Raw genomic sequence first — 20,791 nt, 5'->3', positions numbered from 1 at the left:
ACCTATTCTAGGACACTACAATATAAAAAAATAATATCAAAATAAAAGGCGCTTTTAAAGCGCCTTTTATTTTGATTAAGATAAATAATAATTATTTACCATCATTTTTCTTAGCAGTAACTTCGTTACGAATTTCTTGTGCTAATGTTTTAATGTCCTGTAATCCTTTGCGTACACGAGTACCAGCAGCAGAGTTACCATTGTTGAAAAATTTGTCTGCATCTGCTTCGATTGATGCTACTAACTCTTTTAATTTTACGTAGTTTTCCATTTTAATAATTATAATTTTAGTTTTATGGTCCTGTTTATTACTCTAATTAACACAATAAATATACAAAAACCAATTTAATAGAAAATATTTTTTCTGAAAAAAATCTGTTAAAAATTGTAAAATATTATTATTCTACAATTTTTAATTCATTTATGATATTGGTCGCTCCAGCAAATTTGTCAATAACAAAAAGAACATATCGAATATCAACAGATATTGTGCGTTGCAATTTGTGATCAAAAATGACGTCACCTGCCATTGCTTCGATATTACCATCAAAAGCCAAGCCAATTAATTCACCATTTCCATTTATTACAGGAGATCCCGAATTTCCACCAGTAATATCATTATCACTTAGGAAGTTAACAGGGAGATAACCAGCTTTATCAGCGTAACGGCCATAATCTTTATTATTCTGCAGATCGATCAATCGCTGCGGTAAATCAAACTCTTCGTCTCCTTTTTTGTACTTCGCAATTGTACCTTTTAAAGTCGTATAGTAGTTCTCTGCCGCGTCATTACGTTTATCTGCAGGTAGTGATTTAATAGAACCATACGTTAAACGTAACGTGCTGTTTGCATCAGGATAAAATTTACCTTTTGGATTTGAAGCCAATACACCAGCTACATATTTACGATGTGCTGCTTCAAATTTATCTGTAGCATCTTTATCCGCAATTGCAGATTCACGATATTTATTTAATAAAGCTGAAGATAATTTGTAGAGTGGGTCATTGTCTAATGCAATGGCTGTAGGATTACTTAAAAAGTTATTCAAACGTTCTTCAGATGCAAAAATACTATTTTTGATAGCCTCACGAATGTACGAAGTTAAATCATTATTGTTTTTGCTTGCCAATTCTGAAACGTAAGGCGCGATGTTACCAGCTTTTTTTGCATATAGGTTTAGTTCATCAATTAAAACATCTTCCTCAAGAGGCAAGTACATTTTTTCGTAGCCAGATGCAATAGCTGCTTGTAATCTTGGTAACAATTCTTTACGTTTTGCTTCATTCGACTTCACATACATATCTAGACCACTACCTATAGAGTACGGCAATGCTGCCAAGGTACTAGAACGGAGCATGCCACTTAAATAGTTGTCATGACGTGCCTTCTCGTTTGTTGCGGCATAATAAGCATTGATTGTAGCAATAACGTCGCCATATTGTTCTTTATTTTCTTTTTTATTAGCCCATTTATTGAATTTTGCTTCATCCTGCGCTTTAGTAATGGCAGTTTTATGTAAAGTTAAAGCATCGATCATTCCTTGACGATTTTTCCAGTAATTGGCGACTTGAGAATATTTAGAAGCATAGTTAATTTTAACTGCTTGATCTTTGTCCATGTATTTTTTCATCGCATCCATTCCTGTTTTAGAAGCTTCAACCCAAGCAGGATATGCAAATTTTACATTCTGATCAATTCCACCAGCAGGCATCCAACGGTTTGTACGACCAGGGTAACCTAAAATCATAGCAAAGTCACCCTCTTTAAAGCCCTTTAAACTGATTGGTAAAAAATGCTTTGGTTTCAAAGGAACGTTGTCCTTAGCATATTCTGCGGGATTGCCATTTTTGTCAGCATAGACACGGAAAATAGAAAAATCACCAGTGTGACGTGGCCACTCCCAGTTGTCTGTGTCACCACCAAATTTACCAATACTGTTAGGAGGAGTTCCTACCAATCGAACATCGTTAAAATCTTGATAAACAAAATAGTAATATTCATTTCCATTGTAAAATGATTTTACGTTCACGATGTACTTGCCATTTTCGCTGTTCTCTTTTTCGATTTTAGCAATTTCTTGATTAATGATTTTTTGACGTTCAGATTCAGACATCTTATCATTTACTAACGATAAGATTCTTTTTGAAACATCATCCATACGAACAAAGAAACGAACGAATAACGACTTAGGTTTGAGCTCTTCTGATTTTGTTTTCGCCCAAAAACCATTGGTTAAGTGGTCATTTTCAGGAGTCGAAAGTTCGGCGATAGCTCCATAACCACAGTGATGGTTTGTGAATACTAATCCCTGATCAGAAACAATTTCAGCAGTACAACCACCATTGAATTGTACGATTGCGTCTTTTAAACTAGAATTGTTGATACTGTAAATTTCTTCAGCAGTCAATTTCAATCCTTTCTTTTGCATATCAGCCTCATTCAGGCGCTTCAAATGCATTAAGAACCACATTCCTTCATCAGCAAATGTGGTCAAACTTGCTGTAATAAGCAGCAATAAGATCCATAATTTTTTCATACAAACTTGATAAAAAAGTTTAGTTATTTACTACAAAGGTGGTTTAATTCTGCTTGAATTCAAAATGTAGCTTATGCAACAGCTACTTTTGAATAATAATGAAATAGTTATGTCAATTTTACGTCAATCTCAGAATCATTTAAAGCATAGGATAAGCAAGTGAATGCTTTTCATTACCTTTGTAAAATGCAGCAAACATTTGAAAATTTTAAATTGAATAAGCAGCTTTTGAACGCAATTGAAGAGGCAGGTTATTCGGTTCCAACAGAAATACAAGAAAAAACGATTACACCAATTCTTGCTGGTCAAGATATCATGGGAGTAGCACAAACTGGCACTGGGAAGACTGCTGCATTTGTCTTACCTATATTAATGAAATTGAAATATGCACAGGGGCAAGATGCACGTGCATTGATTTTGTCGCCAACACGAGAACTTGCGATGCAAATCGAGGAAAATATTCAAACATTTTCTAAATACCTTGATTTACGTACGGTAGTATTATACGGCGGATTAGGACCTAAAACCCAAATTGAAAATCTTGAAAAAGGAGTAGATATCATTGTAGCTACACCAGGTCGATTTTTGGACTTATACTTAGAGGGACATATCAACGTAAAATCGTTGAAATTTCTTGTAATGGATGAAGCCGATAAAATGATGGATATGGGGTTTATTTCTAAACTTCACCGTATTTTAGAAGTCGTACCCCGTAAAAGACAGAATTTATTGTTTTCAGCAACAATGAGCGAACTGGTTCGTAAAATTGCTGGTGATTTTTTAGCTTTCCCTACTATTGTGGAAGTTTCTGAACAAGCAACACCAGCCTCCACAGTAAGTCAAAGGGTCTATTTTGTTCCTAATCAAAAGACAAAGTTAAATTTACTACAACATTTATTGAAAGATGATGAGTCATTTCACCGTTTAATTGTTTTTTGTAAAACGAGGACAGTTGCAGATAATGTTTTCGCTTTTTTAGAACGTAAATATGGAAAAGATCAAGTACGTGTCATCCATGCCAACAAAGGTCAGAATACTCGAATTAACTCTATTAATGCGTTTAAAGAAGGAAATATTAGGATCTTAGTAGCCACAGATGTAGCTGCCCGTGGATTAGATGTAACCAATGTGTCCCATGTTATTAATTTCGAAGTACCCATTGTTACAGAAGATTATGTTCATCGTATCGGACGTACCGGACGTGCATTTAATTCTGGCGATGCTATTACTTTTTGTAATGATGCAGAAAAGCATTATTTCAGAAAAATTGAAAAGTTAATGCGCCAATCTGTAGATGTTGCACCTTTACCAGATGAAGTTTTTGTAGAAGAAACTCCTTATTTCGAACGTCAAATCATTGCTAAAGAAATTGACAATCAAAAGCGAAAAGATGATCCAGATTTTAAAGGAGCTTTTCACGAAAAGAAATTTGTGATTAAACAGAAAGAAGCAAAAGCATCACAACGTGCTTCAGGGTTTAAATCCAATAAAAAGGGTCCTAAAACTTCGACTAAAAGAAATTATAGAACGAAATAGTGAGACTAACACCCATTAATATTGTATCGGCATGCCTGATAGCTTGGTATTTTGTAGAAGATATGGCAGACGGAAATCCGTTGCTAACTATTACAGCACTCATCAGCTTACTTGTTGTACTTCTATTCGTGGATATTTTCTTTCGTGTTATTGTCAAACAAGATAATAAGTTATGGCTTTATGAATTATTTTTTATAGTAGCAGTAGCGATATTGACTTTGATCATAAAAATAACATAATCCCATTTATACATAGCATTTATAAATGGGTATACTTTTAATATATTCATAGGCTTTAAAACCGAGTGAAAAGAGCTGTTAAATACAGCGATCAGCATTCACTCATTATTAAAACAAACAATATTATAATGAAAAAAGCAGAAATAAAATTACAGATTGAATTGGACGAAACCAATGTTCCAAATACAATAACTTGGTCTTCAAATGATGGTGAATCTTCTGATGAACTACCTGCAAAAGCCATGTTTTTAGCATTATGGGATTCAGCATATAAAAATTCAATGCGTATCGATTTGTGGACAAAAGATATGCCTTATGATGAAATGAAACGTTTTTTTTACGAAACATTACAAACATTAGGTGATTCATTTCTTCGTTCTTCTGGAGGAGATCCTATGGCAGAGAAAGTCATCGCTGATTTACGTGACTACTGTGCACATTTTGCGGATAAAATGGAAGTATTAGAGCAACAAAACTAATTTTTTAATATGAATTACTTTTTGGTCAAATCAGAACCCTTTAAATACAGTTGGGAACAATTTAACAAGGATGGTCAAACCTTTTGGGATGGTGTACGTAATTATCAAGCACGTAATAATCTCAAAGCAATGAAAGAAGGTGATCTTGTTTTATTCTACCATAGTAATGAGGGCAAAGAAGTAGTAGGTATAGCAAAAGTTGTAAAAGAATATTATCAGGATCCCACAACTGAAGATCCGAAATGGGTTGTTGTTGATTTAGCTCCAGTCGAAACATTCAAAAAATCGGTCACTCTTGAACAGATAAAAGCTGATGAATTTCTTCAAGATGTTGCTTTAGTTCGTCAAGGAAGATTATCAGTGATGCCACTAAAAGCCGAAGAGTTTGATCGTATAGTCGCATTAGGGAGTGAGTAATATGTGACTCCCAATTAGATTTAAAAAGCCTCAAATGATAAATTTGAGGCTTTTTAAATTAACCTTTATGATCAAATAGATTGACTAGGTTTTTCAATTCTGTCGCTTTATTGGGGTCTAGTTTACCACTTAAGATTAAGCGCAACTCACGGCGTCTCATGGCTTCGTCATAGAGCCTATGTTCCAATTCCGTTTCAGGAATAACTTTTGGAATAGGTTGCGGTTTCGCATGTTCATCTATAGCTACAAAAGTGTAATATGCTTCGTTGGATTTCTCTTTAGTACCCAAAGGTAAGTTTTGAGCAAATACTTCCATTCTTACTTCTATTGACGTATTAAAAGCACGTGTCACTTTAGCCTCAATAGTAACCACTTCTCCTAATCGAATAGATCTTTTGAACGATACGTTATCAACAGATACCGTCACTACTGGACTGTTACAATGTTTCTGAGCAGCCATAGCCGAACAGATATCCATCCAATACAACAACCTACCACCCATCAAATTTCCAAAAGTGTTGGTATCGTTTGGCAATACCAATTCATTCATTACTGTAGTCGATTCTTTTGCACATTTATCCTTCATCTCTTTTTTATTATTAACGGAAGATTCCGTATTGTTGATCAATTATTTCTAAACTCATTTTGAAGGGAGTCGGTTTATAACCTAAGATTGATTTTGCTTTTGATAATATAAAACCAGTTTTCTGAGGACGATTTTCGGATTGATTGATTTCTGAAGCTGTTAATTCAAAAATTAAAGATTTATCCAGTTTCCAAAAATCCGCAATTTGGTAAACAGCTTCTGCAATTGTAAACATTTCTTCTCCGCTAATGTGGAAAACCCCAGTTACACGTTTTTTAATTGCTAAAATACATGCCTCTGCCAAGTCATCAACAAAAGTTGGCATACGCCACTGATCTTTTACTACATTTATTGATTCTTTACTAGATAGTTTTTCTTTTGCCCAAAGTACTAAATTAGAGCGTTTTGGGTTTGCATTTATTCCATATACTAGTATAGTTCTTAAAATTGCATAGGCGCATCCCGTATTGTGGATAACTTGTTCAGAACGTAACTTGCTCTTCCCATATTCACTCAATGGCTGAGCCAAATCCTCCTCTTTATAAGGACCATTTTTTCCATCAAACACAAAGTCTGTGGATAACTGTACTAAAAAAGCATTTGATTGCTTGCAGTATTGGGCTAGCTTTTCGACAACATCAACATTCATCTTCTGGCACTTAGCCTGATCAGCCTCACATGCTTCAACACTTGTGATAGCCGCAGTATGTATGATATAGTTAGGTTTAAATTCTGATAAATAGTTATTTAGAAGTTCCGAATTCATTAAATCCAATTGTTGAAAATGATAATTTTCCTTATTTGGATTCTCATTTTCATGCATAGAGATTGCAAAAGTATCGTAGCTACTGTCTTTACTAAGACGATCAATCAGTTTTTGTCCTAAAAAACCATTAGAACCCGTTATTAACACTTTGTTGGAAACCATCATTAATTTGTGAATTGAAATTCTAGTTTTCCACTTTGTCTTAACATATTGTTGATAACCATGACTTCGAAATCAATGATACCATTCAATCCAGTGTAATTAATTTTATCTGGGTCATCTGTTGGCATATGATAATCTGGGTGACCACCGGTGTGGAAAAACAAAACAGGAATATTTTTTTTGTAGAAAGAGGTTTGATCTGAACCACCATTTCCGTCATGACCTGTATAGAACTTAATCTTTGGAGCAATGCCTTCAAAGATTTCTGGCCACTTTTTACTTGTACCATATCCGATTACAGCAACACCCTGTTCAGGATTTAATCTTCCGATCATATCCATGTTCAACATGCCAGTTATGTTATCTAAGGGTAGGGTAGGGTGTTCGGTAAAATATTTGGATCCTATTAATCCTAATTCTTCTGCACCGAATGCAATAAATAGAAAATTATGACTTTCCTTTATATTATTTGTGCTATAGTAGCGTGCTAACTCCAATAAACCAGCTACTCCAGAAGCATTATCATCAGCTCCGTTATGTATTTTACCAACACCTAATGAATCTTTTGAACTTCCTTGATGACCAGTTCCTAAATGATCATAATGAGCGCCAATAACAATAGTAAGCGGTGCACCATTATCTAAAAATGCAATGATATTATCTGCCTTACGAATGCTGTCACTCACTTTAACTTTCCAGACTTTAGCTTCAAACGATTGACGAAATCCTTTTTCACCTAGCGGTTGTAGTTTAAGTTTTTTAAAATATTTTTCGATATAGTCAGCTGCCTTAAAGACTTCTTTACTACCTGTACCTCGACCTTTCATTTTATCACTTGCAAGGTAATGAATATGTTTTTTTACTAAATCTGGATTGCTATATTGAGCAATGCTGGGTAAACTAAAAATAGTTAGAAGTGCCAATATTGCCCATTTCATTTCTAATTTCATTGTCTTAACTATTGTTATTGAATAAAAAAAGCCTTGAATTTTCAAGACTTAAGGAAGTCATTTTTAATCTTCTACAATTTCACTATGGATACTTGTTTTTTCTTCTTTTTCTTCTTTAAAGTATTTTTTTTGAAAAAGTAGAATCAGAATTACGCCCACCGATATTGCAGAATCAGCGATGTTAAATACAGGTCGGAAAAATAAAAATTCCTGACCACCCCAAATTGGTAGCCAAGAGGGAAAGGTACCTTCAATAAGCGGAAAATAAAGCATGTCCACTACTTTTCCATGAAAAATAGTTGCATAACCACCACCCGAAGGGAATAAGGTCGCTTTGTCATACCAAGTACTTTCACTAAAGATTAAACCGTAGAAAGTAGAATCAATTATATTCCCAAGTGCTCCTGCAAATATTAAAGCAATATTGAGAATAAATCCTCTATTATATTTCTTTTGAACCATGTAATGTAGACCATAGCCGATTGCTCCAACAGCGATAATACGAAAAAGAGTAAGCATGAGTTTTCCAAATTCTCCACCAAATTCCATTCCATACGCCATCCCATTGTTTTCTATGAAATGAATTTGTACAAATTTACCAATCACTTCATAGCTTTGACCGATGGTCATATTTAATTTAACCCATAGTTTTGATATTTGGTCAATTAAAAGAACTAGAATTATTAAAATTACGGGTTTAGTATAGCCTTTCATAGTTGTAAAAATGGTCTTTACCGACAGTAAAGACCATTATCTTTTTGTATTTAAATAATATTAATACTGCTTATTCTTAGCTTCAATACTTAATGTAGTGTGCGGGACAGCTTTCAATCTTTCCTTTTGAATCAATTTTCCGGTCTCTCTACAGATACCATATGTTTTATTTTCAATACGCACTAAAGCTGCATCCAAATTGTCTATAAATTTTCGTTGACGCGCTGCTAATTGATTTGTTTGTTCTTTTTCCAAAGTCGCAGAACCATCTTCTAGTGTTTTATAGGTTCCTGCAGTATCATCTGTACCATTTGCATCACTATTGTTAAGTGAGGCAGTCAATGCTGAAAGTTCTTCTTTTGCTATTCTTAATTTTTCTAAAATAATGCTTTTAAATTCTTGTAGCTCTGAATCGCTATAGCGTGTCTTTTCGTTATTAGTTGCCATAATTTAAATTTTTTCGATTAAAACATTCAATTCCTTACCATCGATATCAATGTTATCTCCAGTGGTTAGTGATTCTTCGAATTTCAATGAATCCGCTAGAATTTCGGTACAAATATAAGATAAATTTTTATTCGTGGCTTGCTCAATATCAGCATCTTTACTAACGAAAACAACGATACGGTCAGTAACTTCAAAACCCTTATCTTTTCTTAGGTTTTGGATACGGTTAACCAACTCTCGAGACAATCCTTCTTGTCTTAATTCGTCAGAAATATGAATATCTAGCGCAACGGTTAATTTAGCTAAATTAGCGACCTGCCATCCCGCAACATCTTCTGCTATAATTTCTACATCAGTTAATTGGATCGTATACGGCGTATCGGCTAACATTATTTCGCCATCACGTTCCAATTTCGCAACCTCTTCCATAGAAAGCGCATTGATTTTTGCAGACACTAACTTCATGTCTTTACCAACTTTCGAGCCAAGAGCTTTGAAATTTGGCTTTATTTTTTTCTTGATGATACCTGTAGTATCCGTAATGAATTGAATATCTTTGATATTAGTCTCCGAAAGTATCAAATCTTTTACCTTTTCAACCCGCTCTTGGAAACTATTATCCAATACTGGAAGTAATATTTTATTTAAGGGCTGTCTAACATTGATGCCTACTTTTTTGCGCAGTGACAGCGTCAATGATGAGATATCTTGAGCCAAGGACATGCGTTCTTCCAAATCTTTATCAACCAATTGCTCGTGATATATTGGGAAATTAGCTAAATGTACAGATTCAAAAGTTTCTTTTCCTGTTGCGTTATTCAGATCCAAGTATAATTGATCTGAAAAGAAAGGAGATATCGGAGACATTAACTTTGCAATGGTATCCAGACATGTAAAAAGTGTTTGGTAGGCAGATATTTTATCTTCCGAATATTCGCCCTTCCAAAAGCGACGTCTGCAAAGACGAACATACCAATTACTTAGATGCTCATCAACAAAATTTTGTATTGCACGAGCGGCTTTTGTAGGTTCGAATTCTGCATAATACTCATCTACCTCTTTCGTTAAACTATTTAATAATGAAATTACCCAACGATCGATTTCAGGACGATTCGCTAGCTCGATATCTGATTCCGCATAACTGAATTTATCAATATTCGCATATAAAGCAAAGAAAGCATATGTATTATATAAAGTACCAAAAAACTTACGACGTACCTCGTCCAATCCCTCTTCGTTAAACTTTAAGTTATCCCACGGAGATGCATTACTGATCATATACCAACGAGTAGCATCAGCACTATATTTATCTAACGTTGCAAATGGATCAATACCATTACCAAGACGTTTAGACATTTTATTTCCATTCTTATCTAAAACTAAACCATTAGATACGACATTCTTAAAAGCAACTGATTTTTGAAGCATCGTTGATATCGCATGCAGTGTGAAGAACCAACCACGTGTTTGATCTACTCCTTCTGCAATAAAATCTGCAGGAAATGCTTCTTTATATCCATCTTTGAATGGTAACGCTTCTCCTTTTGCTAATTTTTCGTAATCTAAACCCCATTGTGCATACGGCATAGCACCAGAATCAAACCAAACGTCGATTAAGTCAGGTTCACGGAATAATTTTTGACCCGCATCGGATACAAAGATGATATCATCTACATACGGACGGTGTAAGTCAAGTTGTTCCGTTCCGAATTTATCTAAGTATGATTTGTTTGTTTCTTTTTCTTTTTCTGTTAAAACATCTGACAATAAAGAAGCCTCTAATAAAGCCTTTAATTCAGGCATAGAGCCTACACATATTTCTTCATTTTCATCTTCAGAACGCCAGATTGGAAGTGGAGTACCCCAGTAACGAGAACGTGATAAATTCCAGTCAACTAAATTTTCTAACCAATTACCAAAACGCCCTGTGCCAGTTGCCTCAGGTTTCCAATTAATAGTTTTATTAAGAGCAACTAGATCATTTTTAACTGCTGTAGATTTAATAAACCAGCTATCCAATGGATAGTATAGAACCGGTTTATCTGTACGCCAGCAGTGTGGGTATGTATGTTCATATTTTTTGACATCAAAAGCCTTGTTGTCTTCTTTTAGTTTAATTGCAATGAGTACATCAGTAGGACGGAAATCTTTATCAGCACGTTCAGCATCCGAATAATATTCTTCTTTCACAAAACGACCAGCAAAGTCAGTAATTTCTTTTACAAAACGACCAGTACGATCTACTGTTGGAACCTCTTTTCCATTTTCATCCTTAATCAAAATTCCGGGTACACCTTGTTCTTTAGCTACTCTAAAGTCATCTGCACCATAAGTAGGAGCAGCATGTACGATACCCGTACCATCTTCTGTAGTTACAAAATCACCTGGGATTACACGGAAAGCCCTTTCTTGCAGTTCATCTGAAGTAATATAGGGCATTAATTGCTCATAACGTAAACCAACAAGCTCCTCACCTGTAACAGTTGCGGCCACTTCCCAAGGGATAACTTTATCCCCTAATTTATAATCTTGAAACGAAGCGTCTTTTCCTTCAGCTTTGAAATGTTTTGAAATTAAATCTTTTGCCAGTATAACAGAAACTGGTGCACCTGTATATTGATTGAAAGTTTTAATTTTTACGTAAGAGATTTTTTTCCCAACAATCAAAGCAGTATTGGACGGAAGTGTCCAAGGTGTAGTCGTCCATGCGATGAAAGCTACATCCTCGGCTGTATCTTCTACCAGAGTACCGATTGCTGGATGTAATTGATTGTTGATGAGTCTAAATTGAGCAACAATAGTAGTATCCTTCACATCTTTGTAAGTACCGGGCTGATTTAATTCATGCGAACTCAATCCTGTACCTGCAGCAGGGGAGTAAGGCTGTATAGTGTACCCTTTATAGAGAAGGCCTTTTTTGTAAAATTCTTTTAAAAGGTACCAGAGTGTTTCGATATACTCATTTTCATATGTCACATATGGGTTTTCAAGATCTACCCAATAACCCATTTTAGTAGTCAGATCATTCCATACATCAGTATATTTCATGACCTCTGTACGACAGGCATCATTGTATTCTTCTACAGTTATTTTTTTACCGATGTCTTCTTTTGTAATCCCCAATTTCTTTTCGACAGCAAGTTCGATTGGAAGCCCATGAGTATCCCATCCACCCTTACGTTTTACTTGAAATCCTTTTAGAGTTTTGTAACGGCAGAAGATATCCTTAATCGTACGACCCATCACATGGTGAATACCAGGCATACCATTAGCCGAAGGAGGGCCTTCATAAAATGTGTAAGGTTTATTTCCTGGACGGTTTGTGATACTTTTTTCGAATATTTTTTCCTGTTCCCAACGGGTCAATATTTCTTTGCCTATTTCCGGCAAATTAAGCTGCTTATATTCTTTATACATCGGTGTCTCGTAATCTTTTTCTAAAGGTCGCTAATTTAATCAATTAAGCTGAAAGCTGAAAGTTAAAAAATGAACAGTTTTAAGGCATATGTATTCCTCTTTGACGCAGAGTTAATGTACTTTTTAGTCAAAAAAACTACATTTGTAGCATTAGGTATTGATCAGAAGATAAGTTTTTGTAAAACCAACAAAGCCCAATATCCAGCGAATATCGGGCTTTGGATTATATCTTTAATTTTTTATGCGGAGAAAGAGCTTCCGCAGCCACATGTACTTGAGGCATTGGGATTATTGAAAGTAAATCCACGCGCATCCAGGCCATTTCTGAAGTCAACCTCCATTCCTGCCAGATATAAGCCGTGTGCTTTATTCATAAAAACTCTAATTCCTGCAATACTGTATTCGCTATCCCCTTCTTTTTTCTGGTCGAAACCTAAAATATAGCTCATTCCAGAACAACCACCACCTTCAACACCAATACGTAATCCAAAATCATCTGAAATTTCTTGTTGATCTTTCAGCTTTTTTAATTCCTTTATTGCTCCATCAGTTAATGTTAAAGGAGCTTTCTCTGTTATAGTCTCTGTACTCATCGTGATAATATTTTAACCAACTTAAACAAAATTACATAATTTTAATAGAAAATAAGAGAGCTACAAATTTATGACATTGATTATACACTGCTATAATTCTGATCCTTACCTTTTGTGCAACAGGACTTAACGAGCAGACAAAAAATTTGTGATGACCTAACATGTCAATATCGATAATCTTTATTATACAACTTGTGTCGCTTCTTCAAGTCTTCTTGTTGATGACGTTGAAGTAATTCGTTACGAATTAAGAATATTGATTTTGTCATATTTTAATAAATAAGGTGATTTTATGATATTTTGTAATAATAAAGGGCGTTTTGTGAAGCCTTTTTTAAGTATTATACTATCTTTGTAGACTAAAATCATAATATTCATATTTTATACTAGATTAAAACAATGGAAAGAGATCAAGCCATTTTCAATTTGATAGCTGATGAGCTTAAACGCCAAGAAGAAGGTATCGAATTAATTGCATCAGAAAACTTCGTTTCAAAACAAGTTATGGAAGCTGCAGGTTCAGTTTTGACAAATAAATATGCTGAAGGCTTACCGGGAAAACGTTACTATGGTGGTTGCGAGGTAGTCGATGAAATCGAAACTATTGCAATTAATCGTGCAAAACAATTATTTGGTGCTGAATGGGTAAATGTACAACCACATTCAGGAGCACAGGCAAATGCCGCTGTGTTTTTAGCAACGATCAAACCTGGTGATAAAATCTTAGGTCTTGACTTATCTCATGGCGGTCACTTGACGCACGGTTCTCCAGCGAATTTATCAGGTAAAATTTACCAACCTTTGTTTTACGGTGTAAAAGAAGAAACTGGTCTAATTGATTATGAACAATTAGAAGAAACGGCACTTCGTGAAAAACCGAAAATGATTATCTGTGGTGCTTCAGCTTATTCTCGTGACTGGGACTATGCACGAATCCGCAAAGTTGCTGATGAAATTGGTGCTTTAGTTTTAGCCGATATTTCTCATCCAGCAGGACTTATCGCAAGAGGATTATTAAATGATCCACTTCCTCACTGTCATATCGTAACTACAACTACACATAAAACCCTTCGCGGACCTCGTGGTGGTATGATTATGGTTGGCAAAGATTTTGAAAATACTTGGGGAGTAAAAACACCAAAAGGCGAAACTCGTACTATTACACAATTGTTGGATCTAGCTGTTTTCCCTGGTACACAAGGAGGACCTTTGGAGCATACCATCGCAGCTAAAGCAATTGCTTATGGTGAAGCGCTTTCTGACGAATATATGGAATACATTGTTCAAGTTAAGAAAAATGCGGCTACTCTAGCACAATTCTTCGTCGAAAGAGATTATAAAATTATTTCTGGTGGTACAGATAATCATTTGATGTTGGTAGACCTACGAAATAAAGATATTTCTGGTAAAGAAGCAGAAGCTGTTTTAGGAAAAGCAGGTATTACTACAAACAAAAATATGGTTCCATTTGATTCTCGTTCTCCATTTGTTACTTCAGGTGTTCGTTTCGGTACAGCTGCGATCACGACACGTGGTATCAAAGAAACAGAGATTATCCAAATTGGAGAACTAATTGATGCAGCTATTGTAAATGCATCAAATGATTCAGAGCTTGCTAAAATCCATTCTAAAGTAAAAGAATTGATGGCAGCATTCCCTCTTTACAAATAAAATATAACATATTGCTATGTGGAAAAGTGCCTTAGAGTTGAATCAAGGCACTTTTTTTTGTGCAAATGTTAAAAAGTCTTAAATAATATTGTAATAATTTGATTACTCGATAATTTTCTCTTGTTTTGAGTATACAAAAATTGATCACTTCATAAATATCTTACTATACGGAATACATTTACTTTTTTGAACAGGTTTTAGTTAAATTAATTTGGTAACTGCTAAAAATAGGTGAAGTATGAGTGTTTTAAATAAAAAAACGGATCAAGAATTAATCCATATATATTTAGATGGTAAAGAAACAGCGTTAGCAGCTTTGTTAGAACGTTATAAATCTAAAATATATACCTCCATTTATATGAAAGTAAAAGATGAATATCTTGCAGAAGATATTTTTCAAGAAACTTTTATAAAAGTAATCAATACATTAAAAGGCGGTAAGTATAACGATGAAGGTAAGTTTTTACCTTGGGTTATGCGCATTGCACACAATATGATTATTGATCATTTCAGAAAAGAGAAAAGAGCTCCGAATATTGTCAATACCGAAGGATTTGATATTTTCGATGTATTAGACTTTAGTGATGAAAATGTAGAGTCCAAAATGCTCAAGGAGCAAAGGGATATTGATTTGAAAAAAATGATTCAAAAACTTCCAGATGATCAAAAAGAAGTTTTAATTATGAGACATTTTTGTGATATGAGTTTTAAAGATATTGCAGATATTACTGAGGTAAGTATCAATACAGCATTAGGTCGTATGCGTTATGCATTGGCAAACCTAAGAAAAATGATAGAAGGACAAAGTTTGATGTTGCAGATCGGATAAGACATACTGAAAAAATAATAATTTGTAAAATGGGATGAACTGCAGAAGTTCATCCCATTTATTTTAACTTTATCTGTAATAATGTCATATTTTTGTTTCACTTATCGTTCCATTATGGATTCGCGGATGATTTTAGTACATTAGTGTATGAAATTTTGTCTACTATGGTAAGGTGGAATATATTTTGATTAAGCATTTACAAAAACAAGGAAAATATTATGTATTGGATTTTATTTATAGGGATCATGGTGGTGAGCCTGATCGTACAAACCCGATTTAAAAATAAGTTTAAAAAATATTCTGAAATTCCATTGACAAGTGGATTGACAGGAGGGGAAATTGCTCAAAAAATGTTGACGGACAATGGTATCTACGATGTGCAAGTCGTTTCGATTCCCGATCGTTTAGGGGATCATTACAACCCAGCTGATAAGACGGTAAATTTGAGTCCAGAAGTCTACAGCGGCAGAAGTATAGCAGCTGCTGCAGTTTCTGCTCATGAATGTGGGCACGCTGTGCAACATGCTACAGCATATAAATGGTTAGGATTTAGATCAGCGATGGTACCAATGGTGAGCTTCGCCTCAAAATTGACATCATGGGTTTTGATGTTAGGTGTTATATTAATGGCCTTTTCACAAAATTATATTGTCTTAGCAATAGGTGTCGCAGCGCTAGCCATTACAACAATATTTAGTTTCGTGACGCTACCTGTAGAATTTGATGCGTCAAATCGTGCAAAAGCTTGGTTGAGTAACAACGGTGTAACACATAGTGCGGCAGAAGATGAAGGTGTCAGAGATGCCTTAAAATGGGCAGCTATGACCTACGTAGTAGCAGCATTAAGTGCGTTAGTTACTCTATTATATTATGCTTCCCTATTATTTGGAAGAAGAGATTAATTGTTTTAAGTATACTTACAGCATAAAAAAGTGAATATTTTTATCAATATTCGCTTTTTTTTATGTTTAACGCTTGGAATTGAATTCTATATGCTTCAGCTTCCGACAATTTTTTTAACTTTGCTTTTTATATTAGCATAGACTTACAATTATCATGTTTCAAAACTTACAGGATAAATTAGATAGAGCCTTTAAGGTTTTAAAGGGCCAAGGTAGTATTACCGAGATCAACGTTGCAGAAACGATGAAAGAAATTCGTAAGGCATTATTGGATGCCGATGTGAATTATAAAACTGCAAAGACATTTACTGACGATGTTAAACAAAAAGCATTAGGAGAAAACGTACTAACAAGCATTTCACCTGGACAATTGTTGACTAAGATCATGAATGATGAGTTGACAGCATTAATGGGAGGCACTGTTACCGAGTTAGAAGTTTCTAAAAATCCGACAGTTATACTCATTGCTGGTTTAAATGGAGCAGGTAAAACTACATTCTCGGGAAAGTTAGCGCTATATCTAAAAGATAAAAAAGGAAAGAAACCATTATTGGTAGCTGGTGATGTTTATCGTCCAGCAGCTATTGATCAATTGGAAGTGTTAGCTGGCCAAGTTGGTGTTCCTGTATATGTAGATCGTCATTCAACAGATCCTATTGCGATTGCAAAAGCAGGTGTTGAAGAAGCAAAGAGAAGTGGACACAATGTTGTTATTATTGATACAGCAGGGCGTTTGGCTATTGACGAACCCTTGATGGTGGAGATCACAGCTGTAAAAGAAGCTACACAACCGCATGAAATTCTTTTTGTTGTCGATTCGATGACAGGACAAGATGCTGTTAATACTGCAAAAACCTTCAATGATCGATTAGATTTCACTGGTGTTGTTTTGACAAAATTAGATGGTGATACCCGTGGTGGTGCCGCATTGTCAATTAAATCTGTTGTCAACAAGCCAATTAAATTTATAGGTACGGGCGAGAAAATGGATGCATTAGACGTGTTTTATCCAGAACGTATGGCTTCCCGTATATTGGGTATGGGTGACGTCGTATCTTTAGTAGAACGCGCACAACAGCAATTTGACGAAAAACAAGCTGCTGAACTTCAAAAGAAAATCCGCAAGAATAAATTTGACTTCAATGACTTTAAATCACAAATCCAACAAATCAAAAAAATGGGTAACATGAAAGATTTGATGGGAATGATACCAGGTGTGGGTAAAGCGATGAAAGACATTGAAGTAGATGATAATGCATTTAGACCAATTGAAGCAATTATTGATTCCATGACACCATTTGAAAGAGAAAATCCGGATGCTATTGATCAAAAAAGACGCATTCGTATCGCAAAGGGATCAGGTACTGATATCAATGAAGTAAATAAGTTGATGAAACAATTTGGTGACATGCGTAAAGTGATGAAACAAATGTCAAATCCTGCAATGGCAGCAAAACTTATGAAAAATATGCCTAAAATGCCAGGGAAATAAGATAGAACATATTTATTAAATCATTGTACCCTAAAAATTGACAATTTTTAGGGTATTTTTTTAAATGTCATTTAGTAAAATTCTAAAAAGATATCCAATTTAGTTCTGCAGATCTGATAAGGGAAGATGCAGAAATCATAAAAACATGAAATTTATAATTTTAGGCTTTTACAAATCGTATTTATTTTTTGTATTTTAGACTTAGTACTAATTGTAATAGAATTATTTTTTAACTTTGTAACACAATGGATGACCCCGGGCAATTATCGGAATACGGAAAGATACTTATCATAATTTTGATAGGGATATTTTTAGTCGCGATGACCATTATGGCAGCACGATTACTGTCTGTTAATAAACCTACACCCCAAAAATTGAGTACATATGAATGTGGTGAAGATGCCGTAGGCTCTTCTTGGGTACAATTCAACCCTAGGTTCTATGTTATTGCACTCATATTTTTACTCTTTGATGTCGAATTAATTTTTATTTTTCCTTGGGCGACCGTTTTTGGACAAGCTGAATACATCGCAGCCGATGGGAGGTGGGGTTGGTTTACATTAATTGAAATGGCATTATTTGTCGGTATATTGATCATAGGATTGATCTTTGTTTGGGTAAAAGGTGATCTAGAATGGGTAAAACCGATTCATCAACGTCCACATGTAAAAGTAAATATTCCAAGTACAGCTTATGATATGCTGAACCAAGCAACCTATCAATTGCGAAATCATAGAGAAGATCTGCAGGAAGAAGCAGTTATAGCAAAGAGTGATGTCGTATCCGCTTCTCCAAAAGTAGCTTTTAAGCCGAGATTTAAAAAACCAGGAGCAACATCATGAGTTTAGAAAGTCAAATACAGAATAATGGTGTTATTGTTGCCAAATTGGATGACCTACTCAATTGGGCAAGATTATCATCGATGTGGCCAATCAGTTTTGGAATAGCCTGTTGCGCTATTGAGATGATGGGAGCCATGGCTGCAAATTATGATTTGGATCGTTTAGGTGTATTTCCTCGTCCTTCTCCGAGGCAGTCAGATGTGATGATTATAGCAGGTACAGTAACGTTCAAAATGGCAGATCGTATCCGCAAGCTATATGAACAAATGCCCGAGCCAAAATATGTGATCTCCATGGGATCATGCTCAAATTGCGGAGGACCTTATTGGCAACACGGTTATCACGTAGTCAAAGGTGTTGATCGTGTTATACCCGTCGATGTATACGTGCAAGGATGTCCCCCAAGGCCCGAAGCATTGATCGGTGCTTTTATAGAATTACAGAAGAAAATTGAAAAAGAAAGTTTACTGGGAGAACAGTTGTTCAATCAGAAAGCTTAATAGAATAGATATAGAAAAATAGACATGGGAAAAGATTTTTATGGTGATTTGCAATTAGGTGTTCTTGGCGGTGGTCAATTGGGCCGAATGTTGATTCAAGAGGCCATTAATTATAATGTTAATGTTCATATTCTTGATCCAGATAAGAATGCTCCTTGCCGTAAATTATGCAATCGTTTTGAATGTGGCTCTTTGAGCGATTTTGAAACCGTATACAATTTTGGAAAAGATCTCGATATGATTACTATTGAGATTGAAAAGGTCAATGTGGATGCGTTGGAAAAATTAGAAGAAGAGGGTGTTCTAGTTTATCCTCAATCGCGTATTATCAGATTGATACAAGACAAAGGTTTGCAAAAACAATTCTTTAAACAAAATGACATACCTACTTCGTTGTTTCAGCTGATTTCTACGAAGGAGCACCTGAATAATGCTAATTTAAGTATACCTTATATTCAGAAGCTTCGTAAAGATGGTTATGACGGTAAAGGTGTGAAGAAAATTAATTCATTAGCGGATTTAGAAACTGCTTTTGATGAACCATCTTTAATAGAAGAATGGGTAGATTTTGAGAAAGAGATTGCTGTCATTGTCGCAAGAAATGATAACGGTGATGTATCGACCTTTCCTATGGTAGAGATGGAATTCAATCCAGATGCGAATCTAGTTGAATTTTTGATTGCCCCATCTACTTATGGTTTTGATATTCAGCAACGGGCAGAAGAACTAGCAAAAAAGATTGCCAATGATCTACAGATAGTCGGATTACTTGCCGTTGAGATGTTCTTAACAAAAGATGGAGAGATATTAGTCAATGAACTAGCACCTCGTACACACAATAGTGGACACCAAACCATCGAAGGAAATTATGTATCACAATTTGCACAACATTTAAGAGCAATTTTCAATTTACCTTTAGGTGATACTCGCTGTCGTACAAATGCAGTAATGATTAATCTGTTAGGTGAAGAAGGCTATGAAGGATTAGCAAAATACGAAGGCGTTGAAGAAATTTTAGCTATGGAGGGCGTATACGTACATTTGTATGGAAAAAAATTTACAAAACCTTTCCGTAAGATGGGTCACGTTTGTATCATCAATGACGATCGAGAGTTAGCGATCAGCAATGCAAGAAAAGTACAAGAAATTTTGAAAGTAAAAGCTTAAGATATATGTCAATAGTGAACCAAGCCTTAGTAGGGATTATTATGGGAAGTAAATCAGACTTACCTGTTATGCAAGATGCGGTAGATGTATTAAAAACATTAGGAGTACCTTTTGAGGTGACTATTGTTTCTGCGCATCGTACCCCACAGAGAATGTTTGATTATGCACAAGATGCCGCAAAAAGAGGATTGAAAGTTATTATTGCAGGGGCAGGCGGTGCCGCACATTTGCCAGGTATGGTAGCATCAATTACGCATTTGCCCGTTATTGGAGTTCCTGTAAAGTCTTCTAATTCGATCGACGGTTGGGATTCAGTATTATCAATCTTACAGATGCCCAATGGTATTCCAGTAGCTACAGTAGCTTTAAATGCGGCTAAAAATGCAGGTATTCTAGCCGCTCAGATTCTTGGAACTCAAGATAAAGCAATTGAAAAAAATATCATTGCTTTTAAAGCTGATTTGGCAGAAAAAGTAATTGAAACAGCTGAAGAAGTCGAAAAAATGACCTTTTAATAGTCGTTAAATATAATAACAAAATAAAAG

Annotated in this window: 21 protein-coding genes; 12 read left to right on the top strand and 9 right to left on the bottom strand. The window is 35.1% G+C overall.

Annotation, left to right across the window (positions count from 1 at the left end):
• Window positions 1–91: 91 nt before the first annotated feature.
• Together B3P23_RS09915 and B3P23_RS09910 are read right to left on the bottom strand one after the other, a co-directional pair.
• Window positions 92–271 (bottom strand): hypothetical protein, encoded by a 180-nt coding sequence (locus B3P23_RS09915; protein WP_045753606.1) that lies wholly within the window; start codon window positions 269–271, stop codon window positions 92–94.
• 127 nt (window positions 272–398) lie between these two features.
• Entirely contained in the window at window positions 399–2,537 is a 2,139-nt protein-coding gene (locus tag B3P23_RS09910; RefSeq protein ID WP_293925574.1) for a S46 family peptidase, read from the bottom strand.
• Window positions 2,538–2,723: 186 nt separating this feature from the next.
• On the opposite strand from B3P23_RS09910, the gene B3P23_RS09905 reads away from it, so the two are divergent.
• The 4 genes from B3P23_RS09905 (at window position 2,724) to B3P23_RS09890 (ending at window position 5,208) form a co-directional block, all read left to right on the top strand.
• Window positions 2,724–4,073 (top strand): DEAD/DEAH box helicase, encoded by a 1,350-nt coding sequence (locus B3P23_RS09905; RefSeq protein ID WP_045753608.1) that lies wholly within the window; start codon window positions 2,724–2,726, stop codon window positions 4,071–4,073.
• Entirely contained in the window at window positions 4,073–4,312 is a 240-nt protein-coding gene (locus B3P23_RS09900) for a hypothetical protein (protein ID WP_293925573.1), read from the top strand. Before B3P23_RS09905 ends, B3P23_RS09900 begins: the two co-directional genes overlap by 1 nt.
• A gap of 128 nt (window positions 4,313–4,440) precedes the next feature.
• A complete protein-coding gene (gldC, locus tag B3P23_RS09895) occupies window positions 4,441–4,791 on the top strand; it encodes a gliding motility protein GldC (protein WP_045753610.1) in 351 nt (116 codons plus the stop codon).
• 9 nt (window positions 4,792–4,800) lie between these two features.
• Window positions 4,801–5,208 carry an EVE domain-containing protein gene (locus B3P23_RS09890; RefSeq protein WP_021188830.1) on the top strand — a complete coding sequence of 136 codons (408 nt, stop codon included), beginning with the start codon at window positions 4,801–4,803 and terminating at the stop codon, window positions 5,206–5,208.
• A gap of 58 nt (window positions 5,209–5,266) precedes the next feature.
• On the opposite strand, the gene B3P23_RS09885 is transcribed toward B3P23_RS09890, so the two are convergent.
• From B3P23_RS09885 to B3P23_RS09855, 7 genes are all read right to left on the bottom strand, one after another.
• Window positions 5,267–5,794: an acyl-CoA thioesterase gene (locus B3P23_RS09885; RefSeq protein WP_293925569.1), complete on the bottom strand. Its 528-nt coding sequence runs from the start codon at window positions 5,792–5,794 to the stop codon at window positions 5,267–5,269.
• Between the two features lie 13 nt (window positions 5,795–5,807).
• A complete protein-coding gene (locus B3P23_RS09880) occupies window positions 5,808–6,725 on the bottom strand; it encodes an SDR family oxidoreductase (protein ID WP_293925567.1) in 918 nt (305 codons plus the stop codon).
• Window positions 6,725–7,672, bottom strand: coding sequence for a M20/M25/M40 family metallo-hydrolase (locus B3P23_RS09875; RefSeq protein ID WP_293925566.1), 948 nt, complete (start codon window positions 7,670–7,672; stop codon window positions 6,725–6,727). Before B3P23_RS09875 ends, B3P23_RS09880 begins: the two co-directional genes overlap by 1 nt.
• 63 nt (window positions 7,673–7,735) lie before the next feature.
• On the bottom strand, window positions 7,736–8,386 hold the full coding sequence (locus B3P23_RS09870) for a lipoprotein signal peptidase (RefSeq protein WP_248754779.1): 651 nt from the start codon (window positions 8,384–8,386) through the stop codon (window positions 7,736–7,738).
• Window positions 8,387–8,446: 60 nt separating this feature from the next.
• On the bottom strand, window positions 8,447–8,833 hold the full coding sequence (locus B3P23_RS09865) for a TraR/DksA family transcriptional regulator (protein WP_045753613.1): 387 nt from the start codon (window positions 8,831–8,833) through the stop codon (window positions 8,447–8,449).
• Between the two features lie 3 nt (window positions 8,834–8,836).
• Window positions 8,837–12,250 (bottom strand): isoleucine--tRNA ligase, encoded by a 3,414-nt coding sequence (gene ileS / locus B3P23_RS09860; RefSeq protein WP_293925562.1) that lies wholly within the window; start codon window positions 12,248–12,250, stop codon window positions 8,837–8,839.
• A 239-nt stretch (window positions 12,251–12,489) separates the two neighbouring features.
• Entirely contained in the window at window positions 12,490–12,843 is a 354-nt protein-coding gene (locus B3P23_RS09855) for a HesB/IscA family protein (protein ID WP_248754777.1), read from the bottom strand.
• Window positions 12,844–13,242: 399 nt separating this feature from the next.
• Between B3P23_RS09855 and glyA the strand changes: the two genes are divergently transcribed.
• The 8 genes from glyA (at window position 13,243) to purE (ending at window position 20,761) form a co-directional block, all read left to right on the top strand.
• Window positions 13,243–14,514 (top strand): serine hydroxymethyltransferase, encoded by a 1,272-nt coding sequence (glyA, locus tag B3P23_RS09850; RefSeq protein ID WP_045753616.1) that lies wholly within the window; start codon window positions 13,243–13,245, stop codon window positions 14,512–14,514.
• A gap of 238 nt (window positions 14,515–14,752) precedes the next feature.
• A complete protein-coding gene (locus tag B3P23_RS09845) occupies window positions 14,753–15,343 on the top strand; it encodes an RNA polymerase sigma factor (protein WP_045753617.1) in 591 nt (196 codons plus the stop codon).
• A 218-nt stretch (window positions 15,344–15,561) separates the two neighbouring features.
• On the top strand, window positions 15,562–16,245 hold the full coding sequence (locus B3P23_RS09840; protein WP_045753618.1) for a zinc metallopeptidase: 684 nt from the start codon (window positions 15,562–15,564) through the stop codon (window positions 16,243–16,245).
• Window positions 16,246–16,399: 154 nt separating this feature from the next.
• On the top strand, window positions 16,400–17,737 hold the full coding sequence (ffh, locus tag B3P23_RS09835; protein ID WP_293925557.1) for a signal recognition particle protein: 1,338 nt from the start codon (window positions 16,400–16,402) through the stop codon (window positions 17,735–17,737).
• 296 nt (window positions 17,738–18,033) lie between these two features.
• The gene (locus B3P23_RS09830; protein WP_293925555.1) at window positions 18,034–18,579 is read left to right on the top strand and encodes an NADH-quinone oxidoreductase subunit A; all 546 of its coding nucleotides are present in this window, start codon (window positions 18,034–18,036) and stop codon (window positions 18,577–18,579) included.
• On the top strand, window positions 18,576–19,079 hold the full coding sequence (locus B3P23_RS09825) for an NADH-quinone oxidoreductase subunit B family protein (protein WP_349681560.1): 504 nt from the start codon (window positions 18,576–18,578) through the stop codon (window positions 19,077–19,079). Before B3P23_RS09830 ends, B3P23_RS09825 begins: the two co-directional genes overlap by 4 nt.
• Window positions 19,080–19,103: 24 nt before the next feature.
• Entirely contained in the window at window positions 19,104–20,246 is a 1,143-nt protein-coding gene (locus B3P23_RS09820; RefSeq protein WP_045753621.1) for a 5-(carboxyamino)imidazole ribonucleotide synthase, read from the top strand.
• Window positions 20,247–20,251: 5 nt separating this feature from the next.
• The gene (gene purE / locus B3P23_RS09815; RefSeq protein ID WP_045753622.1) at window positions 20,252–20,761 is read left to right on the top strand and encodes a 5-(carboxyamino)imidazole ribonucleotide mutase; all 510 of its coding nucleotides are present in this window, start codon (window positions 20,252–20,254) and stop codon (window positions 20,759–20,761) included.
• Window positions 20,762–20,791: the final 30 nt, after the last annotated feature.

The sequence above is a fragment of the Sphingobacterium sp. UBA6320 genome, from assembly GCF_002440335.1.
GTDB lineage: Bacteria > Bacteroidota > Bacteroidia > Sphingobacteriales > Sphingobacteriaceae > Sphingobacterium.
This window is presented reverse-complemented; position numbering and strand designations above follow the sequence as displayed.

Excerpts from the sequence above, each read along its gene's own strand:
- B3P23_RS09915 (WP_045753606.1), bottom strand. The coding sequence starts at position 271 with ATGGAAAACTACGTAAAATTAAAAGAGTTAGTAGCATCAATCGAAGCA.
- B3P23_RS09910 (WP_293925574.1), bottom strand. The coding sequence starts at position 2,537 with ATGAAAAAATTATGGATCTTATTGCTGCTTATTACAGCAAGTTTGACC.
- B3P23_RS09905 (WP_045753608.1), top strand. The coding sequence starts at position 2,724 with ATGCAGCAAACATTTGAAAATTTTAAATTGAATAAGCAGCTTTTGAAC.
- gldC (WP_045753610.1), top strand. The coding sequence starts at position 4,441 with ATGAAAAAAGCAGAAATAAAATTACAGATTGAATTGGACGAAACCAAT.
- B3P23_RS09890 (WP_021188830.1), top strand. The coding sequence starts at position 4,801 with ATGAATTACTTTTTGGTCAAATCAGAACCCTTTAAATACAGTTGGGAA.
- B3P23_RS09885 (WP_293925569.1), bottom strand. The coding sequence starts at position 5,794 with ATGAAGGATAAATGTGCAAAAGAATCGACTACAGTAATGAATGAATTG.
- B3P23_RS09880 (WP_293925567.1), bottom strand. The coding sequence starts at position 6,725 with ATGATGGTTTCCAACAAAGTGTTAATAACGGGTTCTAATGGTTTTTTA.
- B3P23_RS09875 (WP_293925566.1), bottom strand. The coding sequence starts at position 7,672 with ATGAAATTAGAAATGAAATGGGCAATATTGGCACTTCTAACTATTTTT.
- B3P23_RS09870 (WP_248754779.1), bottom strand. The coding sequence starts at position 8,386 with ATGAAAGGCTATACTAAACCCGTAATTTTAATAATTCTAGTTCTTTTA.
- B3P23_RS09865 (WP_045753613.1), bottom strand. The coding sequence starts at position 8,833 with ATGGCAACTAATAACGAAAAGACACGCTATAGCGATTCAGAGCTACAA.
- ileS (WP_293925562.1), bottom strand. The coding sequence starts at position 12,250 with ATGTATAAAGAATATAAGCAGCTTAATTTGCCGGAAATAGGCAAAGAA.
- B3P23_RS09855 (WP_248754777.1), bottom strand. The coding sequence starts at position 12,843 with ATGAGTACAGAGACTATAACAGAGAAAGCTCCTTTAACATTAACTGAT.
- glyA (WP_045753616.1), top strand. The coding sequence starts at position 13,243 with ATGGAAAGAGATCAAGCCATTTTCAATTTGATAGCTGATGAGCTTAAA.
- B3P23_RS09845 (WP_045753617.1), top strand. The coding sequence starts at position 14,753 with ATGAGTGTTTTAAATAAAAAAACGGATCAAGAATTAATCCATATATAT.
- B3P23_RS09840 (WP_045753618.1), top strand. The coding sequence starts at position 15,562 with ATGTATTGGATTTTATTTATAGGGATCATGGTGGTGAGCCTGATCGTA.
- ffh (WP_293925557.1), top strand. The coding sequence starts at position 16,400 with ATGTTTCAAAACTTACAGGATAAATTAGATAGAGCCTTTAAGGTTTTA.
- B3P23_RS09825 (WP_349681560.1), top strand. The coding sequence starts at position 18,576 with ATGAGTTTAGAAAGTCAAATACAGAATAATGGTGTTATTGTTGCCAAA.
- B3P23_RS09820 (WP_045753621.1), top strand. The coding sequence starts at position 19,104 with ATGGGAAAAGATTTTTATGGTGATTTGCAATTAGGTGTTCTTGGCGGT.
- purE (WP_045753622.1), top strand. The coding sequence starts at position 20,252 with ATGTCAATAGTGAACCAAGCCTTAGTAGGGATTATTATGGGAAGTAAA.